General features: G+C 41.9%; 24 protein-coding genes. 10 read left to right on the forward strand and 14 right to left on the reverse strand.

Features of this window, described 5'->3' with window-relative positions; translation table 11 throughout:
* Positions 1 to 36: 36 nt before the first annotated feature.
* Entirely contained in the window at positions 37 to 591 is a 555-nt protein-coding gene (locus tag GGD38_RS17115) for a hypothetical protein (protein ID WP_375297469.1), read from the forward strand.
* Here the strand turns inward: GGD38_RS17115 and GGD38_RS17120 are convergent.
* Entirely contained in the window at positions 569 to 1,369 is an 801-nt protein-coding gene (locus GGD38_RS17120; RefSeq protein WP_375297470.1) for an SDR family oxidoreductase, read from the reverse strand. The genes GGD38_RS17115 and GGD38_RS17120 overlap by 23 nt on opposite strands.
* 106 nt (positions 1,370 to 1,475) lie before the next feature.
* Between GGD38_RS17120 and pnuC the strand changes: the two genes are divergently transcribed.
* The 3 genes from pnuC (at position 1,476) to GGD38_RS17135 (ending at position 4,358) form a co-directional block, all read left to right on the forward strand.
* Positions 1,476 to 2,111: a nicotinamide riboside transporter PnuC gene (gene pnuC / locus GGD38_RS17125; protein ID WP_375297471.1), complete on the forward strand. Its 636-nt coding sequence runs from the start codon at positions 1,476 to 1,478 to the stop codon at positions 2,109 to 2,111.
* Positions 2,112 to 2,120: 9 nt separating this feature from the next.
* Positions 2,121 to 2,648: an AAA family ATPase gene (locus GGD38_RS17130; protein ID WP_375297472.1), complete on the forward strand. Its 528-nt coding sequence runs from the start codon at positions 2,121 to 2,123 to the stop codon at positions 2,646 to 2,648.
* A 66-nt stretch (positions 2,649 to 2,714) separates the two neighbouring features.
* Complete coding sequence (locus GGD38_RS17135) at positions 2,715 to 4,358, forward strand: ArnT family glycosyltransferase (protein ID WP_375297473.1); 1,644 nt, start codon at positions 2,715 to 2,717, stop codon at positions 4,356 to 4,358.
* Here GGD38_RS17135 and mtgA read toward each other — a convergent pair.
* From mtgA to GGD38_RS17185, 10 genes are all read right to left on the reverse strand, one after another.
* Entirely contained in the window at positions 4,355 to 5,062 is a 708-nt protein-coding gene (gene mtgA / locus GGD38_RS17140; RefSeq protein ID WP_375297474.1) for a monofunctional biosynthetic peptidoglycan transglycosylase, read from the reverse strand. The two genes, GGD38_RS17135 and mtgA, sit on opposite strands and share 4 nt — an antisense overlap.
* A gap of 78 nt (positions 5,063 to 5,140) precedes the next feature.
* On the reverse strand, positions 5,141 to 5,716 hold the full coding sequence (locus GGD38_RS17145) for a hypothetical protein (protein WP_375297475.1): 576 nt from the start codon (positions 5,714 to 5,716) through the stop codon (positions 5,141 to 5,143).
* A gap of 66 nt (positions 5,717 to 5,782) precedes the next feature.
* Positions 5,783 to 6,427, reverse strand: a complete 645-nt coding sequence (locus GGD38_RS17150) for a LysE family translocator (protein ID WP_375297476.1) — start codon at positions 6,425 to 6,427, stop codon at positions 5,783 to 5,785.
* An 88-nt stretch (positions 6,428 to 6,515) separates the two neighbouring features.
* Positions 6,516 to 8,054 carry a GH3 auxin-responsive promoter family protein gene (locus GGD38_RS17155; protein WP_375297477.1) on the reverse strand — a complete coding sequence of 513 codons (1,539 nt, stop codon included), beginning with the start codon at positions 8,052 to 8,054 and terminating at the stop codon, positions 6,516 to 6,518.
* Between the two features lie 178 nt (positions 8,055 to 8,232).
* Complete coding sequence (locus GGD38_RS17160; RefSeq protein ID WP_375297478.1) at positions 8,233 to 9,903, reverse strand: 3-coathanger stack domain-containing protein; 1,671 nt, start codon at positions 9,901 to 9,903, stop codon at positions 8,233 to 8,235.
* A gap of 36 nt (positions 9,904 to 9,939) precedes the next feature.
* Positions 9,940 to 10,530: a hypothetical protein gene (locus tag GGD38_RS17165; protein WP_375297479.1), complete on the reverse strand. Its 591-nt coding sequence runs from the start codon at positions 10,528 to 10,530 to the stop codon at positions 9,940 to 9,942.
* 10 nt (positions 10,531 to 10,540) lie between these two features.
* Positions 10,541 to 11,308, reverse strand: a complete 768-nt coding sequence (locus GGD38_RS17170; RefSeq protein WP_375297480.1) for a hypothetical protein — start codon at positions 11,306 to 11,308, stop codon at positions 10,541 to 10,543.
* Positions 11,309 to 11,438: 130 nt separating this feature from the next.
* A complete protein-coding gene (locus GGD38_RS17175; RefSeq protein ID WP_375297481.1) occupies positions 11,439 to 13,940 on the reverse strand; it encodes a T9SS type A sorting domain-containing protein in 2,502 nt (833 codons plus the stop codon).
* A 56-nt stretch (positions 13,941 to 13,996) separates the two neighbouring features.
* On the reverse strand, positions 13,997 to 14,884 hold the full coding sequence (locus GGD38_RS17180) for a hypothetical protein (protein WP_375297482.1): 888 nt from the start codon (positions 14,882 to 14,884) through the stop codon (positions 13,997 to 13,999).
* A gap of 320 nt (positions 14,885 to 15,204) precedes the next feature.
* On the reverse strand, positions 15,205 to 16,374 hold the full coding sequence (locus GGD38_RS17185; RefSeq protein WP_375297483.1) for a glycosyltransferase family 2 protein: 1,170 nt from the start codon (positions 16,372 to 16,374) through the stop codon (positions 15,205 to 15,207).
* A 168-nt stretch (positions 16,375 to 16,542) separates the two neighbouring features.
* Here GGD38_RS17185 and GGD38_RS17190 point away from each other — a divergent pair, with 168 nt between their 5' ends.
* From GGD38_RS17190 to GGD38_RS17200, 3 genes are all read left to right on the forward strand, one after another.
* Positions 16,543 to 17,319: an inositol monophosphatase family protein gene (locus GGD38_RS17190; RefSeq protein ID WP_375297484.1), complete on the forward strand. Its 777-nt coding sequence runs from the start codon at positions 16,543 to 16,545 to the stop codon at positions 17,317 to 17,319.
* Between the two features lie 236 nt (positions 17,320 to 17,555).
* The gene (thiL, locus tag GGD38_RS17195) at positions 17,556 to 18,590 is read left to right on the forward strand and encodes a thiamine-phosphate kinase (protein WP_375297485.1); all 1,035 of its coding nucleotides are present in this window, start codon (positions 17,556 to 17,558) and stop codon (positions 18,588 to 18,590) included.
* 11 nt (positions 18,591 to 18,601) lie between these two features.
* Positions 18,602 to 20,128 (forward strand): S41 family peptidase, encoded by a 1,527-nt coding sequence (locus GGD38_RS17200; protein WP_375297486.1) that lies wholly within the window; start codon positions 18,602 to 18,604, stop codon positions 20,126 to 20,128.
* Here the strand turns inward: GGD38_RS17200 and nagA are convergent.
* Entirely contained in the window at positions 20,119 to 21,216 is a 1,098-nt protein-coding gene (nagA, locus tag GGD38_RS17205; protein WP_375297487.1) for an N-acetylglucosamine-6-phosphate deacetylase, read from the reverse strand. The genes GGD38_RS17200 and nagA overlap by 10 nt on opposite strands.
* Positions 21,217 to 21,240: 24 nt before the next feature.
* Positions 21,241 to 22,119 (reverse strand): nitrilase family protein, encoded by an 879-nt coding sequence (locus tag GGD38_RS17210; RefSeq protein WP_375297488.1) that lies wholly within the window; start codon positions 22,117 to 22,119, stop codon positions 21,241 to 21,243.
* Between the two features lie 75 nt (positions 22,120 to 22,194).
* On the opposite strand from GGD38_RS17210, the gene GGD38_RS17215 reads away from it, so the two are divergent.
* The 3 genes from GGD38_RS17215 to GGD38_RS17225 all read left to right on the forward strand — a co-directional run bounded on the left by GGD38_RS17215 (position 22,195) and on the right by GGD38_RS17225 (position 23,845).
* Positions 22,195 to 22,644 carry a GNAT family N-acetyltransferase gene (locus GGD38_RS17215; RefSeq protein ID WP_375297489.1) on the forward strand — a complete coding sequence of 150 codons (450 nt, stop codon included), beginning with the start codon at positions 22,195 to 22,197 and terminating at the stop codon, positions 22,642 to 22,644.
* A 24-nt stretch (positions 22,645 to 22,668) separates the two neighbouring features.
* Entirely contained in the window at positions 22,669 to 23,145 is a 477-nt protein-coding gene (locus GGD38_RS17220) for a hypothetical protein (protein WP_375297490.1), read from the forward strand.
* A 181-nt stretch (positions 23,146 to 23,326) separates the two neighbouring features.
* Complete coding sequence (locus GGD38_RS17225; protein WP_375297491.1) at positions 23,327 to 23,845, forward strand: GNAT family N-acetyltransferase; 519 nt, start codon at positions 23,327 to 23,329, stop codon at positions 23,843 to 23,845.
* 19 nt (positions 23,846 to 23,864) lie between these two features.
* On the opposite strand, the gene GGD38_RS17230 is transcribed toward GGD38_RS17225, so the two are convergent.
* Entirely contained in the window at positions 23,865 to 24,734 is an 870-nt protein-coding gene (locus GGD38_RS17230; RefSeq protein WP_375297492.1) for a phosphatase PAP2 family protein, read from the reverse strand.
* Between the last annotated feature and the right edge of the window lie 188 nt (positions 24,735 to 24,922).

The following is a 24,922-nucleotide window of genomic DNA, read 5'->3' on the forward strand; positions in this document are numbered from 1 at the left end:
GTGGGAATGCAGTAAATTCAGCAAAACAGCAGGTTTATGACCTTTCTGTATATTTTAGGTGCGTTAGTGGTAGTGATAGTGCTACTGTTAATCATTGCTTTGTTTTTGCCCAACGGGTATTTTATAGAGAAATCGGCTATAATAAAAAAGCCATGTGCTTTTGTTATGGATAAAGTGGCCGATTTTCACAATCATATACAATGGAACCCATGGCAACCCAAAGAAAATAGCAGCACTACCAATATTACCGGTTTATCAAAACAGCCCGGCCATAAATATTCGTGGAAGGAAAGTAAAATAGGCACAGGCAGTCTTACCCTGCGCGATATCGACGACAGGCATATTCATTTTGACCTTGAATTTATAAAACCTTTTAAGACCATTGCCCGCGATAACTGGCTTTTTGAAGAATGGGGTAGTGGTGAAACAAAAGTTACCTGGCAAAATTCAGGATTGCTACCTTACCCTATAGGCCGGTTAATGGGTTACATGATCCACAAAAACCTTAAAAATCAGTTTAGCGAAGGCCTTACCAATCTTAAAAAGTTCTGCGAGTTGTACAACGGTTCTATTCCGGTACGGCATTTTTAAACACCTTAATGGCCAGCGATGGAAATAATCGCATAAGATGAACGGCCATCCACTCCTGCGAAAAAGGCCGTCCAACATATTTTTCAAACTTCCCTTTGCGAATAGCTTTCAGTATCTGCTGTGCTGTTTTATCGGCCGGGTAGCCATGGCCAATATTTTTGCCCAACTCATTGAGCTTCTCGCCCGAAGCAGTAACCGCATTTAGCGAAACCTGGGTCCTTATATAGCCGGGCATAATCAGCGTAACTTTTATATTGTCGCGCCATACCTCGGCACGCAGGCAGTCAAAAAAGCCATGCAGGGCATGTTTGGCAGCGGCATAAGCCGAGCGCATAGGCGTACCTATTTTGCCCATTACGCTACTAATGGCTATAATATGCCCCGTTTGCCGTTGTTGCATGTGTGGTAATAATAACCGCGTAAGTTCTATATAACTGAAATAATCAACCTCCATTACTTTACGTTGCACTGCCGGCAGGGTATCTTTTACTTTGCTTCGCTGGCTAATGCCGCCATTGTGCACCATTATATCAATTTGTGAAAAGGCGCTAATAGCCTCCTGTACTTTTGTGGGAAATGTATCGGCGGCCTCCAGGTCGAGCGGAAGCACATATACATTCGCTGCGCCTGCCTGTTGCTGTACGCGTTTCAATTCTTCCTGTCGCCGGGCCGAAATAATAATTTTTGCACCCAGTTTTACAAGTTCGTAAGTAAGGGCCTCGCCAATGCCCGAAGAGGCGCCGGTGATCCAAACGGTTTTATTGGTATAATAATTCAAGGGATATGCTATTTAGGGGCCAAATATCGTAAACTGGGCCGAATGTGCAGACCAGGAGTTACAGCAATATTATTGTCAATAGAACTAAATTGCATTTTTTTATACAATGACGTACCAGGAATTCCTGACCCAATTTATTGAAGGCATGCGTGCCACTACATTTCTCGAATACCTTGCTGTTTTTTCGGGCATTGCCAGTGTATGGTTTTCACGCATTGAAAATATATGGGTGTACCCTGTAGGGCTTATCAGCACCGTTATTTATATATTTCTGAGTGCCGAACGAAGCCTGTTTGGCGAGGCAAGTGTTAACCTGTACTATACCATCATGAGCATTTACGGCTGGGTGCTTTGGCTTAAAAAAGACAAGCAACAGCATTATGTGGTTACCGTACAGTTTTCAAGCCGTCGCGAATGGGTTCAGCAATTATTGTTCTTTGCCTTTTTTTATGTTGCCATTTATGCCGCGCTTCACTATTTAAAACAGGCGTTCTATTCTGCCACCATTCCCTGGGCCGATGCATTTGCTTCAGCAACCGCCTTTACCGGCATGTGGCTGATGGCAAAAAAGAAGGTTGAAAGCTGGTACTGGTGGATTGCGACCAACATTGCCTCTATACCGTTATACTTTGCCAAGCAATATGTTTTTACCAGTGTTTTTTATTTTGTACTGTTTGTAATGGCGGTGTTTGGTTTAATTGAATGGAGAAAACGTGCGCTAAAACATGGTAAAATCAATTAAAAGGTACTAATGAAAAAAGTAGTGATCATAGGTCCGGAGTCAACAGGGAAAAGCACGTTGAGTGAGCAGCTGGCAAAACACTATAACACCACCTGGGTACCTGAATATGCGCGTGAATATCTGATTGAACATGGTACCGAATATACGTATGACGACCTGCTTACCATTGCCAAAGGCCAGGTAGCATTGGAAGAAAGTTATATTAACAGGGCAGCCCCTTTTGCAAAGGTCCTGTTCGTAGATACCGATCAATATGTAATGAAGGTGTGGTGTGAATTTGTTTTTGGGAAATGCCATCAGTGGGTGCTCGATCAAATTACAAAAAGGAAATATGATTTATACCTTTTATGCAACATCGACCTGCCCTGGATACACGATCCGTTAAGAGAATATCCCGACCTGGCCCCACGACTAGAGTTATATGAAATATATAAGAACCTCCTCACTAATCAGTCTGTTCCCTGGGTTGAAATATCGGGCAATTATGATGAACGGCTACAAAAAGCCATACAGGCGGTAAACGTTTTACATGTTTAATTCAACCCTTTCTATTGCTGCGTTGTTGTTGCTTTTATGCCAAATGCGCTGCAAAGAAATCATCGATTGCTATTTTATAGCGGATGGGCGTTACTAAGCATTATTCAGGCCGCGAATACAGAATTATTCGATGATGAAGCCTATTACTGGGTGTATTCCCGCTTTATTGATTGGGGGTATTTTGATCATCCGCCAATGATTGCAGCATTGGTAAAAGCAGGCTATGCTATTTTTAATAATGAGTTCGGCGTTCGGCTATTTATAGTGATATTAAATACCGCCACTATATTCTTTGTTCATAAGCTTACCCATAGAAAAGATGATACCTTATTTTATGCAGTTGCCGGTTCTATTGCCGTTGCCCAGGTAGGCGGAATGATTGCAGTGCCCGATACACCCCTGCTGTTCTTTATGGTATTGTTTTACTGGCTCTATCAACGATTTCTTCAATACAATAATATTTTCAACGCCATTTTGCTGGGCGTTTGCATGGCCTGTTTGTTATACAGTAAATACCATGGTGTGTTGGTAATAGGGTTGGTGCTATTATCGAATCTGAAATTATTTGCCAATAAAAACACATATGTTTCTCTGCTGGTTTGCCTGGCGTTGTTTGTTCCGCACATTTACTGGCAGTACCAGCATAATTTTCCATCTGTTCAATTTCATTTGTTTGAACGCAATGCAGCCGATTATAAATTCAGGTTTACTACCGAATACCTGTTGGGACAACTAGTATTTGCGGGGCCGGTAATAGGTTGGTTGCTGCTTTGGGCTGCATTCCGGTACAAGCCCGCATCTGCTGTTGAACGGGCCATGAAGTACACGATGGCAGGCACCTACGTGGTATTCTTAATAAGTACCTATAAAGGCCGGGTAGAGGCCAACTGGACGGTAACAGCTCTTATTCCCATAATGGTGTTAAGTCACCGGTATTTTGTTCAAAATTATCAACTGCAAAAATGGGTATACAGAAGCATTCCCATTACGCTACTGCTGGTAGTGGCTGTGCGGCTTTATATAATGTCATGGTTTCCGCCCGTTTCATGGGTTGAACGTAATGAGTTTCATGGAAATCGGGAATGGGCAAACGAGATGCATAATAAAGCAGGTGACCTGCCTGTGGTTTTTGTGAATACCTATCAACAGGCTTCCAAATACTGGTTCTATTCCGGGGTACCGGCCCTTTCAATGAACTCACCTTATTACCGTCGTAATAATTATAATTTGTGGCCGGTTGAAGATTCATTAATTGGAAAAACGGTGTATGTTGATGTTCCCCGTAATAGCAAAGATTATGAATGGTTGTTTAAACCAAATGGCTGGCGTTTTCCAAAGGCAGGCATCTATCATGGCTACTATTCATTTTCGAGAGTGTTATTCACCGGTATTAAATGTTCTGTTAAGCAAAAGGGAGTTGTTCAAATAAATACCAGTGTTTCTATTCCTGAAAATTACAGGGCCTGTTTTCAGCAGCCTGCTTATAGCGAAACGCCTGTATGGCTGGTGTTATATTGTGATGGTGAAGTAAAGACAATAATAAATACGGGTACCACTGTACAAAAGCTATCAGGTTCCGCTCTTGAACTTCATATTAATATTCCTGCCGAAGTAGCAGCAAAAAATTATAAAGCCAGATTATGTATTGGCACCATTTTGCCAGGGTTTCCTTCTATAAATAGTACCGAGTTTGAGCTTTGCCTTAATTAATACTGCAACAGTTTTTGAATATCGGGGTCGTTTTGCAAAAAAGACATTTGCGTCATTACCCAGGGATATCGCCTGGCCACGTACCTCGATAGTGGCTTTACCGTATATTTTTTGGGGTTGGGCATACATGAGGCTATCATTGCGGCTTCCTGCCGGGTGAGTTTTTTAGCGGGCTTTTTAAAGTAGTTCTGCGCAGCAGCTTCAATTCCAAAAACACCGGGGCCCATTTCAGAAACGTTGAGGTACATTTCCATTATACGGTTTTTACCCCACATTAGTTCTATCATAAATGTAAAATACACTTCAAGGCCTTTGCGAAGCCAGCTGCGGCCCTGCCACAGGAAAACATTTTTTGCTACCTGTTGACTAATGGTTGAAGCACCTTTTATACGATTCGGTTTCTTTTTATTGTATTCCATCGCCTTTTGAATGCTTTTCCAATCGAACCCATTATGGTCGGGGAACAACTGATCTTCAGCAGCAATAAACGACAGGCGCCCGTACGAAGACACCTGCTTCATATCCACATAATCGCGCTTCAACCCATTGCCGGTAAAAAGGCTACCCAGCTGGGTTAAGGTGAAAGGCGGATCAACCCACTTTAACAGGAGAATATAAAAAAACTGAAAAAGTATAAGAAAGATCAAAGTCCTTTTAATGATTCGCCAGATGCGATGGGCTTTTTCTTTCGTTGTAGTTGACATGAGTAGGGAACTGCTTTGGCCGCAAGATACAATTTTGCTTGCTGTTCCTTAAACGTGTTACAGGCCTTTGATATTTTCTTATTTTGAATTTTTCACATATACTACCTTGTACTTTCCGCCGGCCTTATCGGTTTTATTTTGGAAATAACTGATGGCAAAACCGGTGGCAGCTACACCGGCAGCTATGGCAAGGGGAACCGCTTTATTATTTTCAGATAAAGATTCCTTGCGGTAAGCAGAGTTGACCAGTTCCAGTACTATGAAGCCTATGCCGCCCATCTTCATCAATCGGGGAAGGGTTATAGCAGCAAAGCCCCGTTTGCGCCCCCAGGTATACTGGCTTGTATAATGAAAAGATTTTATTTCACGATAGTCTATGCCGAAGGTATAGGATACAGTATCAAGAGTAGAACCAAAGTCAGTAGACACTAATTTGCGTTCCTGCTGTAAAATGTAAACTGAGTCATGGCGAATTTCTTTAATAAATCCATTTATAGAAAATCCGTTGTAGGTGACTGCCGAAATAAATGCGCCGGGATAATAGGTCTTTAACGTTCGGTTGTTACGTTTTTTTAATACAACAAAATCGGAGGTTTGTGATAAGGTAACTTGTGTAATGGACAGCAGTAATATTGAAAGTATAGTTTGCTTCATTCGGCAACAAGTTACACAGGGCCTTCCTGTTATTTAACTAATTATTTGTTAAAGACCTCTGAAGAACTAGTGACCCATGATCTTATCGGGCATAAAGAAAGAAGCATAAAATAAGGCCAGGCCAAAACCAACCAGTATTACGCCAGACACCTTATTAATTAATGAAATATTATGCAGGGTAAGTTTGTTACGTAATTTACCCGCCAGCATTACTTTTAAAATATCAGCAGCAATATTAACAGCCAGGCAAATGGAGAAGATCAGGATCCGCTGATTAAATGAGTGTTTTGAAACTGCAGAGGCGGTACCCAGCCAGAAAAGAAAGATACTGGGATTAAGGGTATTCAGAAAAAAGCCACTTGTAAAGATCTTGAACAGATCAAATTTGCGCATTTTAAGCGCATTGCCATCGGTATCGGTCCTAAGCACTACCTTTTTAAAGAAAAGGTAGTATACACCAACCCCCACCAAAAAGGTACTGCCCAAATAGCCGATGATATTTTTGTGAGCCATTAAACCGGCCACAAAGGCCGAAAAGGCGTTACTTATAACAACCAGTATTATATCACTTACCCATACCCCGGTTACAAAACTTAACCCGCCGGTATGGCCATTATTCAAACTTTGCTTTATTATGGTAAATATTACGGGCCCTACAGATAGAGCAAGAATACATCCCAGCGTTAACCCTTTTATTATGGCTTCCCACATGCTATACCCTTATAAATATTCCAGTTTTAATATGCGTGCACGCAAGGTAGGTAAAACAGTTCTCAAATAAATCGTAAAATCATCAATACTAAGCAGGTTGCGAAATAGTACCGGTTTCAATGAACTTGTTCCAGTCCTCAAACATCTTACCTTTCATAACCCGTGGAAATTTATGCTGTCCGCCGATCTTTCCTTTCAAATGCATAAATTCCATGAATTTTGAAACAGGTAACACTTTCAGGTAAACTTCTTTTAAAGCACTGTTTCTTTCCACTGCATAATCGTCGTTCACCTCTTTCAGGCAGTTGTCTATTTTCTGACGCAGCAACTCGGGGTCAACAGCATCGTCACAGGCAATCCACCATTGATGGGCAAAGAACAAACCATGAGGAATACCAGCTACTGTATATTCCGGGATGTTTACATTCATTTCTTCACTTGCCAGCTTAATGGCCTTGTTCATATTGTCAACGCTCAGGTGCTCACCAACCAGGCTTAAAAAGTGTTTGGTACGGCCGGTGATGATGATCTCACAACGTTCTTTATCAACAAACCGAACCGTATCGCCTATCAGGTAGCGCCATGCGCCGGCGGTTGTGCTTAACAGAATGGCATAATCTTTCCCTTCTTCTACCTGGTGTATCATAAGGGCCTCCGGGTTTTCGACCAGGTTGCCATCGGCATCGAAATTATCGTTGTTGAAAGGCACAAACTCGAAAAAGATATGATCATTGAGGGCCAGGCGCATGCCGGGTGAATCCTGGCGGTCCTGGTAGGCAATAAAACCTTCCGAGGCAAGATATGTTTCAATAAACGTAAGCGGTTTGGCTACCAGTTTATTAAAGCCTTTTTTATAGGGTTCAAAAGAAACGCCGCCATGAACGAAAAATGCGAGGTTTGGCCACATATCGTGAATGGAATTGAGTTGGTAGCGCTCCACGATCTTTTCCATGCACATTTGTATCCAGGCCGGAACGCCTACTACGAAGCCAATATCCCAGTTAGGGGCTTCTTCAACAATGGCTTCAATTTTACTATTCCAGTCGCGGGTGCGGGCAATTTTTTTACCCGGTTTATAAAAAGGTGAGAACCAGAATGGTACCTTTTTAGCGGTTATGCCGCTAAGGTCGCCGGCATAATATCCGGGGCCTTTTTGAAGGTCGGTACTACCGCCCAGCATTAACCATCCTTTGCCAATACTTTTTACAGGAATATCGTGATAGGTGCGTAAAGAAAGTAATTGCTTTATCATCACGATGCGGTTTCCGCGCATCAGGTCATTGGTAATTGGAATATACTTGCTTGCAGACTCGGAGGTTCCGGAGCTAAGGGCAAAATATTTTATCTTTCCGGGCCAGCAAATATCCCTTTTACCTTCGAGGGTTTTATGCCACCATTCAGCATAAATCTTATTGTAATCATAGGTAGGAACCAGTTGCTGGAATTTTTTGCCGGCGTGTTTGCTCAATAGGATCTCATCGAAACGGTAATTTTGACCGAATTCGGTAAACCGGGCTTTCTTCAGCAATTTCTTCAGCACCCTAATCTGTTGCCGCCTTGGTGACTTCTCAGGCAATCTCAACGCTCTGGCAACGGACCGGGGTAAAGAGATATCAATTAGGGCCATTAATTAATTGCCCGTTTGGTCAGGCATTAAATCAAAATTAAAGGTTTTTAGCCTGATATATTGCACATTTTGCAAAGATTAGGAAATGCTGCATGGGTAAAAGAAAAAAGCCGCCGGTTTGGGCGACTTTTTTTGAAAAGTGATTATTCGAACCTTCAACTATCTGGGTAATACGCTTTTAATTAGCACGTACTATCCGTTTCGAAAATGTTCCACTATTTGTCTTGATTATCAAATTAAACATTCCACTACTGGTAGTGGGCAGTACAAGCTGTTCTTTGATAAAATAGGTGTTCGTGTATTTTTTTGAAAGAATATGACGTCCGTACAGGTCATAAATATCCAGCGCTACATTTTTTTCCTTTTCTGAGAGGAAAAAATCCACATTGATTATTCCTTTCGAAGGGTTCGGGTATACATTAAAGGCATTTACATTATTCCCTGTTTTCTTTTCTTTTTCCACCGCTGGCAGATATTTCGAGATCTCGAATTTTTTCTCCTGCGGAGCAGGAATGCGTTTAAGCGCTTCCTTTAATTCAGAACTGTTAGTAGCCATTCTGCCCTGATTTCCAAAACTACAGGGCGATGGTGTTACCTCAGCCGTAAAGTTGGCACCAGGCTCAACATCAAATCCAGGATTGAGATCAACATTTTGACCAGCCCTGAAAGTAAAATCAGCTCCGGTTTTGATGATCACATTCTGGTTTGTAACAAAATCTGTTTGCGCAGTAAGTGTTACTGCATTCTGTGGCTGGTATGTATTGGCAGGATACAGCAGGGTAGCGCCAGGGATACTGGGTCCGCCATTAATGGTGATCTGCGGATAACAGGTGATCTGCGTTCCACCCATACCCGCATTATCGGTCCAAAGATCATTGCCGGGATTGAGGGTATTTTTTACAGACTGCCTGTAATATGCATCAGACAGTTTACCAAAATAACTTATCCCTGGGTCAACCCATGTATTGCATTCATGATCAGGCGCAGCAGCAGATAATTGGCCCACCAATCGATTTGCTCCGGCCGTACCCCATTCACCGGTAAAAAACCCGCCACCGGATGAACCTCCTTCTGTAATTCCGTAATTATAACCAGACACCTTATACTTTGTTCCATAATAAGGCACCTGGGCATATGTACAAATAACCTGGGTCGACCATCTTCTTTTCCATATCCAGCCAAGCAAAACGTCAATAACTTTTGTAACAGTTTGACAGGTTGTTTTTACAACATTGGTAGATGGCCACACATGATCTACTGCTGAGATCTTTTTTATAGTGCCGGCGGGATGATGTATAGCCGCAAATTCTCCATTGGCATTTAATCCTATTTCGGTAGGATACCATCCGGCATAATAAGGATTGAAATAAGGAGGAATAGGATCGCCTAAAATTTCACATAACGCAAAATCGCCTAAATAGCAGTCAACTTTTTCAACCAGGCGCACCCTGCGCGTAATTTCATATAATTGGCCATTTGTGTTCTGGTCAAAAACGAGGCTTTGACCATTAGGGCTTTGATAATTGAACCGCATTGTTACCCACCCATTGTTAAAATCAAATGTTGATCCATCGCAACTTGAGCCCTGCTTGAAACAATGCCATGCAGTGATAAAGTATTGCCCCACCTGGTCCTGACTGGTTTTGCGATTTACCAGTGTAGCACTGCAATTGCCAAATCCTCCTGCATTGAAACTAAAAATTGCCCGCTTCAGATCATCACGGAAGTCTGAATTGGTATTTACATCAACATGACAGCTTTGAACAGGTAACCGGCCCGGTGTAACAAACTGGCCGTACCCTGCACATGCAAAGGACCAACAGAATAGACCGAGTATAATATTTTTCATTTTGATTATTTATTTAAAGGTTTAACCAGAGTGTTTCTAGTATATGTAAATGGAACTAAAAAACTGGTTCTTGTAGGAATACAAGGCCGATAAATTGGCTTCGGGACCAGAAACGGAAAAGATGAGTAGCTTGCCGTTCCAATAGTAATACCTGGTGAACGTAAAATAATAATCACCATCACCACTTAAGTTCTGATGCCTTACTGTTAACTCTCGTCCACGTATTGAACAGGTCGAATAGTCTGAAGTCTCAAACCCTTCTATGGTACCCTGCGTTGAATACTGAAATACCTGCGCATACACGTTTAAGAATTTTGCAATGCTATCAATGTAACATGGGTCTGCAGCCAACCTGGAAGCGGGGCCACTGGTATCTATAATTTCGCCCAGATCTGTATTACCGCTTATCCAGGCATCTTCTATATACTCAACATGGTATGAGATGTTGCTGTTGTCATTAGGAGCACATATATACGTTAGCAAGCCTAAGGTATCCATTGTGGTAGGATATTCAGGCATACTAAAATTAAAATTGCCCCGGCTACTGGTATTGTAAATCCATTGGGAAAACGACTGGAGTTGCATACCAAGCAACAGCCCAATCAGGATAATTGTAATCCTTTTCATAGTTCGGTTTTTACTTTGATGATTTTTGTAATTGCTCAATTTCCTTTTGTTGCGCTGCCAGCTTTTTATTCAACTCAAGTATATACAGCGTTAACTCCTCTACTTTTTCAAGCAACTTTACGTTCATGTTACCCAGTTCAATACCGCCATCTTTTTCAACTTCTTTTGCTGAAGGAATACCAGGCAGGTGTTTGTTTTCGTTGATGTAATTCTCCAGATTTGAAAGCGGTCTGAGCTTATAGGTTGGTTCAAAAACGTAATCAGGAAAGGGCGATACTGTAGTTACTTTTATTCCACGGGATGCGATAGAACCTTCAACCGCTAATTTATAGGATCCGGGATTGTCGGTACCAATACCCATTCTCCCATCCATACCAAAAAAATATTTCGGGGTCCAAATACCGGTTTGCCAGTTAGTGAACCCAATAACATATTTATCGGCGGCCTGTCCTTCGTCACCAATATTTAATCTAAATTCCGTTGCATCATTTGCAACCATATACCGTGAAAACCAAACTCCATCTGAACCAGTTTCATCATCAAAAGATAATTTTTTAGCATACCCAAGGGCACTTGTATATTGTCCCAAACGTAGATTCCCGTCAAAGAACGATTCTCCCTGTACATGTAATTTTGAAACGGGACTGGCTGTTCCTATACCAACATTGCCATCTCTGTATGTATCGCCAGAAGTGGCAGAACTTCCTGCCCACTGTGCAAATGAACTGCTGCCAATAAAAAATAATGCAATACTTAACTGTAAAGACTTTTTCAACATAAAATATGATTTGATGGTTAAGAAAAAACAAATGGATACTCTGTTCGGCTCGTAGGCCGAATTAGGTGAATATGAATTTTCGGTTTGAAAAAAAGCCGCCGGTTAGGGCGACTTTTTTTACTGAACTCAGTTACTTGGTAACTACAATTTTCCGCGTTATGATTTGTTCAAGGGTTTGAATTTTTACAAAATATACCCCATTGCTCAAGGATGAAACATCCACGTCTATGCGGCCGCCATCGAAAGAAGCCGGTCTCAGTTCTTTGATCAACCTTCCGGATTGATCGAGAATGGTAATGGTTGTTTTGTTACTGGCTTTTACCCCTTCTATGAAAAGTTTACCGCTGGTGGGTATGGGGTAAACTTTTAAACTTTCCTGACTAACGGTTTCATTAACGGCTGGTTTGGTTTCCACTCTTAATGCCGACACATTGGTATTATAACAGCCTTGTCCATAATTATACGCTTGGGCTTGAAGTGTGCCACAGGTAAGATTACTCTGATTTATTTTGAGTGTTGCTTCAAAATTACTTCCATTTTCAGCTTCAAAACCGTCATTCAGCTCCACCTCATAACCTGCCTTAAATGTAACGTCTGCATTAGCGGCTATAAAGACATTACTTTCGGCAGTAATGGTATTATCCGCCCTTTCTTCTGAGTAACCGGTAAAATGATTGTTATTAAACAGCCTATCTGGAGCAATGTACATAGGCAGTTCCGAATAATTGGTAAAAGGAGTTGGATATTCGTAGGAGTTCCAACGTCTAAGGTCACTACGTAAACCGCCATCCATTTCTACTTCGGTAGCATCAATAGCATAATCACGAATGTAATAGATAGGAGTATTAGCAGGGTCATTCTTCTTCTTCAATATTGCTTTAACCCTTAAGAATACATTTGTTTCTGCCCGGGCATTGAACGCAAGTCCATTCAAACATTCTATATTAACATAGGGGGTTTGAAACGTATGCAAATTATGTTCAGGCTCAAACGTGGTCATTTGTAATATCCCGGCCTGAAAATCGGGAAGCATAAAATTGTAAGAATGATAATTACGATAATCAGGAAAAGGCCCTAAAAGATTGGTACCATGATCCATCAATAAATCATACGCGGCATTTCCATCCCCACCTTTCTGCACCTCTCCAACAATAGCAGCTTGTACAGAAACCAGATCGAGCCCGGCGCCACTGTTAAAAGACACCTGAATATCATTGCTCATCCTATAAGAAACAAAATTTGCCAGTGTTGGTATTCTCATATAATTAGCAGGAGGTGGACCACTTGGATACCAATCCTTATAGGCATAAGCTCTTTCGTAAGTAATCTTCTCAGCTTGTGGCGTATTTTTAATATTGAAAATACCAACGGGACATCTGTAATATGGTAAATTGTCGGGGCCAGGTTGCTGGGCGCCGGGAATACGTAAAACAATTGACTGGCCTGTAGTTTTTGCTGTTATTGTGCCATCCAGTGTCAGATCATATGAAGTATAGATGGGTAAGGCTCCAGGTACGTCATCCCCGCCTCCAAACAAGCCTACAACGCCTCCTATGAAGGATAATGCACTACCGGCAATTCCGGAAATAGCACCTACCTGATTGAGCAATTTGGTCAAAGAACCCGTCGTTTCAGTTACTTTGCTAAGGCCTTCCGCAAGGCCTTTTATCCGGCCTTTTAAGCTTTTTTCATTAGTAACATTACTTAAACTATTGACAATAGATTTTGCGGCTTTATTAATGTCCGCGCCCATCCCGTCTAAAGTTTTACTGAATTTTGTAAACTTTTCGCCCTGGGTCTTGAAATCAAAATTTTCTCCATTGGGTGTGGGTACGGGATTATCGGGTGAATAACTAAAGCTATAAATCTTGGGATCACTTCCCGAAACGCTTCCGCCTCTTATTTTCGCTTTTACTGTAGAATTAACCAGGCCATACATGACAAGGCTTATTCCAGACCCTAAATAATTACCATCCTGAATATTTGGGTCAAACCCAAGATTAAATTCAGCCACCCGCCAATTGCTGCTGCCGGCATCCTCAGTAACGGAAATAATCTTTCGGCCAAATGTGCTTGATGAGGTTGATGTTTGATATTTATCAGGCGCAGTTAATATTGCATCACCTAATGAAGTGGTTGCCGGGTAAGCCGATTTAACAGGTGTTAATTCCACCAAAAATGAAGAATATTGTGGTGTTGGTGGTACCGGTTGATATATAAATACACGCATTAGGCCGGTGTATTTATTATACAGTATAAAATAAGGATAACCTACCTGACCCTGGCAACCAAAATTTCTACGTAATAACTCCCAACCTTTTGTTTTTTTATAATCCTCCTGCTGCACAATCAATTCCAATGCGCTTGTTTGTGGGTCTACAAATGGCGAGCGCATGGCGGTAAGGTTAGTGGCATTGTTGATCCTGGCATACCAATGTTCACAATATTTACCACTAGGATCATCAGGTCTTATTTCCCAATTCCAGTTTGAATTTCCGTTTGCATCCCCATAAAGCCCACATACAAACTGATTATTAGAAATATTAGTTGCGTCGGGGCAACTGGTTTGCGCGTATGTGTTAGCAGTAATAAACCCGAAACACACATATATTAGTTTTAAAAACTTTCTCATTTCTCTCCGTTATAGGTTAAGCATTTGTTTTAATAACCAAGCTCAATAAAAACCTCTTATTTCTTCTTCCTGATATCCTTGATCTCCTTCTTCATTTGTTCATTCTCTTTTTTAAGTTCGATAACATATAAAGTAAGCTCCTCGATTTTCTCCAACAGCTTTACATTCATATTACCCAGCTCAAAACCACCATCTTTTTCAACTTCTTTTGCCGAAGGCATTCCAGGCAGATGTTTGTTTTCGTTGATGTAGCTCTCTACACTTGAAAGTGGTCTTAACTTATATGTTGGTTCAAAAACATAATCAGCAAAAGCAGCTGTAGTAACCTTTACACTGCGGGCAGCAATTCCACCTTCAACGGCGAGCTTGAAGTTTCCAGGACTGTTTGTGCCAATACCTACGCTACCATTGGCAAGCATCACAACCTTAGATGTTTCCAAGGCATTAGTAGCTCCTGGAGAAAACACTATACTACCGTACTCACGGAATTCCATTTTATTTTCATCGCGACGGAATAGAATTCGATGGTTGTCGTCAAAACTTCTTATTTGCCCATTATCGACAAAAGAAATTTCACGCCCTGCATCGAACCTCAAATGCGAAGTGCTAACTACCTGACCGTTCATTGGATTCAAGACAAGATTCCCCTGCGTTTCCTTTGTAAAATAAAAATCCTGTCCTCCATCTAAACCCATCCATAACTGGCGTACATTGCTTCTATTAAATTGAAGATATTGCCAGGAGTTATCATTGTTATTGAATGTAAGAACCGGGTCGTTATTGGTTTCAATTAATACACTGCCTCCTACGACGTCCAACGCATTCTGCGGACTTGAAGTTCCTATACCCACCCTGCCTACAGCAGGAAAAGTGTTTTGTGCCATTAACGACTGTGCCAAAATAAATAAGCATGCAGATGAAACGATGTGTTTAAACATTTTCATAAAGATTATATTTAATGATTAAGAAAATACAATAGCTATCCTGTTCAACCCCTAATGCCAATGCATTAGATTGAACCTATGGTATAAGAAAACCTTATACTACTATCAACCGAAATGTGTGATTTAAAAGATGCCCGTAGATTTACAGGGGCAGAATAAAATAGAAAAGAAGTGTAGAATTTGACTTTGCATAAGAAAAGGTTTAATGTTAAATAACATATAAGCATCAGCGCTTACGTAAACGCGGTGTAAAACTATGCTATTACAAAGTGACTATATATCAACCGTATTTCTTTCTTTAATCACATGTTCACGCCTCTTCATTCACTCACAATAGCATACCCTCGTTGATCTTTTGAATGACTTCCTACAATGGTGTAAGTTCCATTGGCATGTATAAATGGTTTTAACCAGCTGGGGCAGGTTTGTATTTGTTCAATTATCTGTTTAAAAGAATAGGCATCGCCTTCGCAAAAGATCCACTCTTTGGCATCATCTGCAACAGTAGTAACAGAGTAATTGGGAAAGGAGTTTAAAACAGACCGTACTTCATTTGCACTTTTTTCATCACCAGCCAGGTAAAATGCAGGTGTGCCTTCGTACCTGACAGACCGTTCGCCATGCTCCCTGCTTACAACAGTGATGGCTGCCCGTAACCAAATAACCGCTTCAAGCAACCCCGTATAAAACCAGGCCAGCTCACCATGAAAATGCTTTTGTACAAATTGTACCATCGCTTTATAGAACTGGCGAACATACTTGCTGTCCTTACGGGTGCTTTCACCCTTGAAATGTATTATAGTGCAGTCGGAAAAATAATAATTAGTAAACCCTGCCCGTTGAATCCGGTAACTAAGGTCTATGTCTTCGCCATACATAAAAAACTGTTCATCAAAGCCCCCGGTTCTGTCAAGCACTTCTTTTTTCGCCATCATAAATGCGCCCGATAAAATATCTACCTTTTGTAACTGCTGGTTGCTTAAATGCCCCATGTAATAACCGGCAAAGATCTTTGAAGTAGGAAACCAACGGGTGAGGCCGCTCATTTTACAAAATGATACCCATAATGAAGGAAAGCCTCTTTTCGATTCTTTTAAATACTGGCCAGCGCCATCCACCATTTGCACACCCAACGCACCCGCATCGGGTGTTGCTTCCATAAATGCAATACATTTGGTAAAAGCATCCTCGGGTACAATAGTATCGGGGTTTAAAAACAAAATATACTTTCCATTGGCGTGTTGTATTGCCTGGTTATTGGCTTTTGAAAAACCCAGGTTTATAGTGTTCTTTATAAATTGAACAAACGGGAATTTCATTTGGAGGTATTCAATGCTTTTGTCTGTTGAATTATTATCCACCACCCATACTTCCACATTCCGCCGGCCGGTTTCATGGGTATTGGCCGCAATAGCTTTCCTTACCGAACAAAGGCACTGTTCCAGAAAGTATTTAACATTATAATTCACAATAATGACAGACAGCAGCATATGTTGCAAGATACAAGGTTCAGGGTACAAGGCACAAGTGTTTATATCCCAAGTGTCTGGGTAATTTTCAACACCTCAAATTTGAAGCCCCCGAGCCCTGGTTTTTACGCCCTTATCCTTATGCCCTGAATCTTGAGCCTTGTGCCTTTACACCCTTATCTTTGCGCCATGTTAAAAGAAACTTTAATAAACGCCACCGAAGCCGGCGCCAAAGTGATGCAGCATTATTTTAACTCTAAAAATCTGCTCATCAGTAATAAAGAAGGTATCAATAACCTGGTAACAGAGGCCGACCACGCTTCTGAAAAAGCCATTATCGACACCATCAAATCGGCATTCCCCGATCATTTTATCCTTAGTGAAGAATCGGGGGAACTCGTTATGGACAGCGAATACAAGTGGATCATTGACCCCATTGACGGTACAGTGAACTACGCTCACGGTATTCCCATTTGCTGCGTTTCTATAGGATTGGAGCACAATGGCACTATGATCATGGGCGCAGTGCTTAACCCTTTCATTAAAGAATACTATTTCGCTGAAAAAGGAAAAGGCGCCTCTCTTAATGGCGAGCCTATTCACGTTAGCATCGAAAGCGACATTAAGAAATCGTGCCTGGTAACAGGTTTCCCATACACATATATTAACAACCCTAACGGTCCGCTCGAAGCATTTTCCCGTTTCATCAGGGCTGGTATTCCCGTTCGCCGGTTGGGCTCTGCCGCCATGGACCTTTGCTGGGTAGCCGCCGGTCGTTTCGATGGCTTTTATGAGCATAAATTACAGGCCTGGGATAGCGCTGCCGGATTTTTGATCGTTGAAGAAGCCGGCGGTAAAATAACCGATTTCGAAGGCAAGCCATATTCACCCTACCAACCCCATATCGCCGCTTCAAACGGTAAAATACACGACGATATGTTAAATTGGGTGAACGATAAGGCGTAAACTTTGCGCCTCCGGCGCAAAGCAATTGGCAATATGCAATTGGCAAGAGTTGCCGAATTTTCGGACTACCCATAATTCGCGAACTCCCTTTTGCTTATTGCCCATTGTCTATTGCCTATTGGCACCCACTGCCGAATAATTCAATAACTTTAATAGTCTTTTTGCTCCGCCCTTGCTTCGCGAAGCGAGGGCGGAGTATTGCTATTTACTTTATAAGATAATATCATTTTAGAACCATGAGTGAAAGCAGAACAGAAATAAGCTCCCTGGGCGAATTTGGTTTAATTGAACACCTTACAAGAAATATAGAAATAAAGAACGCATCATCTGTTTTGGGTGTGGGCGACGATGCAGCGGTAATAGATCATTTTGGAAAACAAACCGTTATCACCACCGATCTGCTGATCGAAGGTGTTCACTTCGACCTCATGTACACCCCCCTTAAACACCTGGGGTACAAAAGTGTGGTAGTGAACCTGAGCGACATTTACGCCATGAATGCCACACCAACCCAAATAACGGTGAGTATAGGCATCAGCAACCGCTTTAGTGTTGAGGCCATCAGTGAGTTCTATGAAGGTATTTATGCCGCCTGCGAAAAATACGGGGTCGATCTTATTGGCGGCGACACCAGCACCAGCCAAAAGGGGTTCGTTATTTCTGTTACCGCCATTGGCGAGGTAACGCCAGGTAACTATGTAAAAAGGAATACCGCTCAAAAAGGCGACCTTATCTGCTGCAGTGGCGACCTGGGCGCCGCTTATGTAGGTTTACTGTTCCTGGAGCGCGAAAAACAGATATATTTGGAAAGTCCTCAGGTTCAACCCGATTTAGAAGGAGAAAGCTATGTGATTGGCAGGTTGTTAAAACCCGAGGCCCGCAAGGATATTGTTGAATTCCTGGAAATGCAGAATATAGTGCCTACCGCTATGATGGATGTAAGCGACGGACTGAGCTCTGAAATACTTCACATTTGCGAACAAAGTCAGCTTGGTTGTGTATTGTATGAGGAAAAATTGCCCATTGCCGAAGAAATGCGCAAAGCTGCCTTTAAATTTGAAATAGATCCCACAGCCTGCGCCCTTAGCGGTGGTGAAGATTATGAATTACTGTTCACAATGAAACAATCTGATTACGAAAAGATCGTTTTAAATGAACAAATTAGCGTCATTGGATACATGACCGATGCCGCTGAGGGAATAAAAATAAATACCAGAGGCGGCCAGGTTCATAATATTACTGCCCAGGGTTGGAATGCTTTTAAAAAATAAAAGGTGATTGCATGATGCAGAAGATATCCTACGTTGCCATACTTTTTTTTGTTACCGGCCTCATTGGCTGCTCTGCATCACGACAAACCTTTGATCCTCAGCATAAATACAGCCAAAAGCAATTACAGCAGGATTATCGTGTGTTTAGAGGCGTGCTCGAGGAATCGCACCCAAGCCTCTATTGGTTTACCCCAAAAGACAGCATGGACCTGTATTTTAATGAAGGGTTCAGCCATATCACCGATTCCATGACCGAAACGCAGTTCCGCAATGTTCTTTCCTACGTTATTAGTAAGGTACATTGCGGACATACTGCCGTTAGGTATTCAAAAAAATACTCCAAATACCTCGATACAGCCAAAATAAAGATGTTCCCCCTTAGCTTTAAGGTTTGGGGCGACTCAATGGCCATAACGGCTAATATTAACAGAAAAGATTCTATTTTACGGTATGGTACCCTGGTTACAGCCATTGATGGTTATAGCACCCGCCGCCTCACCGATTCTTTCATGAATTTTATTTCAGGCGACGGCAACAGTTTAAATGGCAAATACCAATCGTTAAGCAATAGTGGCTCATTTGGAAATTTATACCGTAATATAATTGGGTTGAAAGATCAAATAGCCGTATCCTATATTGATAGCAACGGTATTGAACAAACGGTAAGCGTTCCTGTGTTCGACCCCTCGCTAAAAGATACCACCAAACGGGTTGCTCACGCTGTAACCGCCGCTCCCAAACCACCAAAAGAAAAAGAAAGACAAAGACCCCTGCTACCGCTGAGCGCCCGATACGTGCAAATAGATACCAGCCTGTCCTCGGCCTACATGACGATTCACACATTTACCCGCGGTAACAGGCTTCGCTCTTTTTACCGTAAAGTGTTTCGCGAATTACAACGCCGCAATATTCAACACCTGGTTGTTGATGTAAGGACCAACGGCGGTGGCGATGCAGGCCTTTCTACCTTGCTTACCCGTTACCTGGCTAATAAGAAATTTAAACTGGCCGATTCTTTATATGCAGTTCGCAGAAGCAGTAAATACCACAAATACATAGGCTGGCAGCCATTTTACTGGTCGCTGATGCAGTTTGTAACACATAAGAAAGATGATGGAAAATACCACTTCGGCTATTTTGAACGTCATTATTTTCATCCCAAAAAACGCTATCATTTCAATAACAACGTATACCTGGTTACCGGTGGTAATTCTTTCTCAGCCACTACACTATTTGTAAAAGCGTTACAGGGGCAACAAAATGTAAAGGTGGTAGGTGAGGAAACCGGTGGCGGCGCCTATGGTAATTCGGCCTGGATGATCCCCGACGTTACATTACCTAATACCAAAGTACGCTTCCGCCTTCCTAAATTCAGGCTGGTGATGGATAAAGACCTGGTTAAAGAAGGCCGGGGTATTATTCCCGATATTCAGGTATCGCCTACCCGAGAAACCATTATTCGCGGTATCGATCCTAAAGCTGCCGTTATTCGCCATATCATTTTGCAAAAGCAAAAGATTGGCATTGCTCAGCAATAAACCCGTTGCAGGTTGAGCATATTATCAAACACAACAAAGTCGGCCTGATAACCTGCTTCAATTTTACCCAGCTTTTTATCACTAACCAATTTTGCCGGATAAGTTGTTGCCATTCGCAATGCTTCTTCAAGAGAGATGCCCGCATGCTCAACCCCATTCTTCACACATTGCAACATGGTTAACGCCGAACCCGATAAAGTACCATCGGGCAATGCGTACCTATCGCCACGGTACAGGTGTTGATATTCTCCGCTGGTAGTTTCAGCCACAGCATCGGTTATAAAGAAAAGACGGTGTTGTAATACTTTTTTAGCAATATGAACTGCCGCATAATCTACATGCACCCCATCGCAAACAATGCTGCTCATTACAAACGAATGGTTCATAATGGCGCCTACCATGCCCGGCTCGCGGTGCTGTAAGGGCGACATAGCATTGAACATATGCGTAGCGGCCGGAATTCCTTTATTAAAAGCAGCCATAGCTTGTTGATAAGTTGCATTGCTATGCCCGGCAGAAATAATGATATTATGTTGTTGCAGTAATTCTATGATCGCATCGTCGCATTGCTCGGGGGCCAGGGTCATCATTTTAAACACGCCTTCGCCTTTTTTCAACAGCATTTCCACTTCTGCTACTGTAGGTTTCTTAACACAGTTTTCGAGATGCGCACCGCGTTTGGCGGCGTTAATGTATGGTCCTTCGAGGTGCAGGCCCAATAATCCTTTTCCGCCCTGTTGCCAGTACTCACGTACCACTTCAAACCCCTGTAAAAATTTTTCAACGGTATTGGTGGCCATGGTTATCATAAACTGTGTACAGCCACCATGCAGGCAATATTCATAGGTTGCCTTTAACGATTCTACACTTAGATCCTGCGAGAACAATTTTCCATTACCACCGTATATCTGCATATCAACAAATGCCGGGGCAAGGGTAAAGCCTTTCAGGTCTTCTGTTCTGTATTGCGAAGGAATGCTATCGGCATTTACCAAACCCACTATTGTTTCATTATCTGTCAATACTGCCTTTCCGTTCCCTATATTTTCGCCTGTAAATATTTTTCCGTTGGTATATGCTGTAAACATGGATATGATTTATACGATTTTATTTTACGCTATTATAAACCGGTCTGCATCTTTCAAAAAAGGCAGTTTACTTCTAACCTCTTCCAGCGACTCTTTTTGCAGGGTGGTAGTGAACACTTCTTCGTCATTCGCTTTGGTGTATATAACCGATCCCAATGCATCTACGATCATACTATCTCCGCTATGGTATATGCCATTGCCATCGGTTCCTACGCGGTTCACACCTATAACATAGCACTGGTTCTCAATAGCCCTTGCCTGCAACAGGGTTTTCCATGCATGGTTACGCCTTTCGGGCCAGTTTGCTACATATATCAACACATCGTACTCAGGTGTTTGGTCTATTGCCGAAGAACCGGTTTCCTGGGGTGGGGGCACAGGAAGATCGTGCGCTTCCATTTCTGAGGCCACCAGGTCGGCAAGCGATGACACCGCAGGTTTTTGCCTGCTCCATACCGGGAAGCGCAGATCATAACATACCAGCAGGTTGATCTTCCAGCCTTTAACCGAAGCTATCAATCGTTTACTGCCAGGAGCATAATGCTGGTCTTCATGGGCATAACCAAACAAATGGCGTTTATCGTAATACCCATATTGCCCGTTAGGCAACATCCATACCAGGCGATTGTAAAAATGGCCTTCTTCTTCAATGATCAAACTGCCGGTAAGAATGATCTTTCTTTCGGCCGACAACTTCTTCATCCAGCCTACCGCTGGGCCATCCATTTTTTCGGCCAGTTTTTCGGGTTGCATACTAAACCCGGTGCTGAACATTTCAGGAAGCACTACCACCTCTGTTCGCTGTTGCAGCCCCTTTATCTTTTCTTCAAACATTTGCAGGTTGGCGGTTTTATCTTCCCAATGCAAATTGCTTTGTATAGTTGTAACGGTAAGTGTTGACATGATCTTAATTAGTGCATCAAAGGTAGTAATTGTGCATTTCGCCTGCGTTATGGTATTTTGTAATTTTATTTTACCATGATTGAAAACAATTGCATAATACGGCAGGCCATTGAAGCCGATGTACCTGTTCTGGCCTTATTGATGACCGAACTGGGTTATCCTACTACTGCAACCGAAATGCAAACCCGTTATGAGGCATTACAGTCGCAACCCGATTATATTACCTGGGTAGCTGTTTATAATAACCAGGTGGTGGGCATGATAGGTTTGCTTCGTAATTATTATTGGGAAAAAAATGGAATATATATAAGGGTAGGGGCGCTGGTAGTTAATAAAGAATACAGGAAAATAGGGTTGGGCAAAGCATTGTTGCAGAAATCTATTGACTGGGCCATTGAATTGGGTGCACAGCAGGTGCTTTTAAACAGTGGTAACCGCGAAGAAAGGCGCGATGCGCATGCCTTTTACCAGTACCTGGGTTTTGAACCTAAAACAACCGGGTTTGTAAAAACTATAAATAGCTGAAGCCCATTTCAATATTTTTGTATTATGAGAAGCGCCAGTATTCAGGAACTAAAACAGGAGTTATTAACTATGCCCGCCACCGAATTAACAGAACTTTGCCTGCGGCTGGCTAAATATAAAAAGGAAAATAAAGAGCTATTGACCTACCTGATGTTTGAAGCGCACAACGAGGAAGGGTTTATTCAATCTGTGAAGAAGGAAGTGGATGAACAGTTTGAGGAGATCAATCAAAGTAGTTTGTACTATGTTAAAAAAACCTTGCGCAAAATATTAAGAAATATAAACAAACACATCAGGTATACCGGTTCTTCACAGGTTACTGTTGAATTACTCATCTACTTCTGCAAATCAATACAGGAAAGCGGTATTCCCTTTGAAAAGAATGTTGTTATCACCAACATGTATAAAAGTCAGGTTGAAAAGATAAATAAAACCCTGCTTGGCATGCATGAGGACCTGCAACATGATTATAGCAGGGAAGTAGCTTCGCTGGCTTTATAAAGCCTTACATTATAATTACATAAGTACAGTCCCCAGGCATTAACAAATCATTGTCGTTTTTTATACAACGTGTAACCCACAATTACTATCTTATATATAGAATTGTTGTTTTGGCGTTATAAAGCATCCAAATGCGGGTGTGGTTCGTAATTTGTATAATAACTAATGTAATGTTACTACAATGAACGTTTCAATAAGGCCGGAAGACCCGGCTGACATAGATGAGATCTATGAGCTAAACAAATTTGTCTTTGGGCAAGACAATGAGGCCAGACTGGTTGATCAAATTCGCCAGGGTTCCAATTTTATTCCTCAGCTTTCACTGGTGGCCTATTTGGATGATACATTGATCGGGTATATTTTATTTTCAAAGATCACCATTACCAATGGCGACTTCAAGTATGAAAGTTTAGGTGTAACCTCAATGGTTGTGCATCCTGCTCACCAAAAAAGAGGACTCGGTGCCAAATTGCTTATTATTGGTTTACAAAAAGCAACAGAGCTTGGTTATACCGATGTTTTTGTTTTTGGACATGAATTCTATTTTCCCAAATTTGGCTTTTTGCCCGCAGCACGTTGGAATATTCGACCACCATTTGAGGTGCCTTCAGAAGTATTTATGGCATTAGAACTAATCCCCAACTCATTACAAAATGTGTCGGGGATCGTTGAATTTCCTATAGAGTTTTCAGTAATATAAAGCTTGTATTCTCTTCCTGTCATAATTTGTATCTAACGGCCAGCCCATGTGATAAGCCGGTGAATGGCGTTATAGAAAGATTCGGATTTTTGATCAGTCTGGTCTTATGTAATTTCGGAACCAGTATTCCGGTAAGGGTACCTTGTACTACTCCCAACGCTATATCTGAAGGAAAGTGTAAACCACCCCTATACCGCCAGTAAGCGGTTGCGCCGGTAGCAGCACCAGCTAACCCATACCATACCCATTTTGCTTTTGAATCCGGATGATAATCGGCCCATACCTGTGCAAAGAAGAAGGTTGAAGTAGCCACCAATGCTACGTGCCCCGCATAGAATGAATTCTTACCTCCACCTCGCGTACGATAATCTAAAGGCGTTCCTTCATCCCATACATATGGCCGGTAGCGGTTGGTAAGGTAGGTTGAACCTGTGTATAATAAACCGGTTACCGACATAGCCTCCAGGTATAGAAAGGAGAGCTTTGCAATGTCTTTTCTCATTCGTTTATCAAATAAGAAAAATACAGGCATCGGCATCGATGCATAGAAAGGTAAATAACTTATTTTATCAACCTTTTCATTATAAGGTCGTATGGCCCAACGATCGAAACGTGGTACCTGGCTTTTATCCAGTGCCAGTATTGTTTCTGCATCACTGGGGTCTTTACTATAAATTTGGGAAAAGGCGTATAACGACCATAAAGTTCCCGTAGCGGTCACCGGTATATCGGCGCCCAGGTTAAGTTTGTAAACCTCTTTAGGTTTGTCTTTTATTTCCGGCTGTTGAATGGGTAATGTATCGCGAGTCAGAAGTACAGAGTCATTCTGTGCATGTACTGATGCGAATACAAAAAGGAAAGCCGGAACTACTACTATCAATTTCTTCATAGCTGTCCTTTTTTGTATAAATCATATTCTTTGTACACTTACAGTTTTGCAATACATATGCCATGGGCACAATGGGGAAGGCTACCAGGTAGTAATTATAAAAAGCGAAGACAACCAATTAATTAAAAATCCCGGATGATCATATAATTATATGATCATCCGGGATCGCTATTTTTCGTTACCACCCG

Origin of the sequence: Niastella sp. OAS944 (assembly GCA_024809215.1) — a bacterium.
GTDB lineage: Bacteria > Bacteroidota > Bacteroidia > Chitinophagales > Chitinophagaceae > Niastella.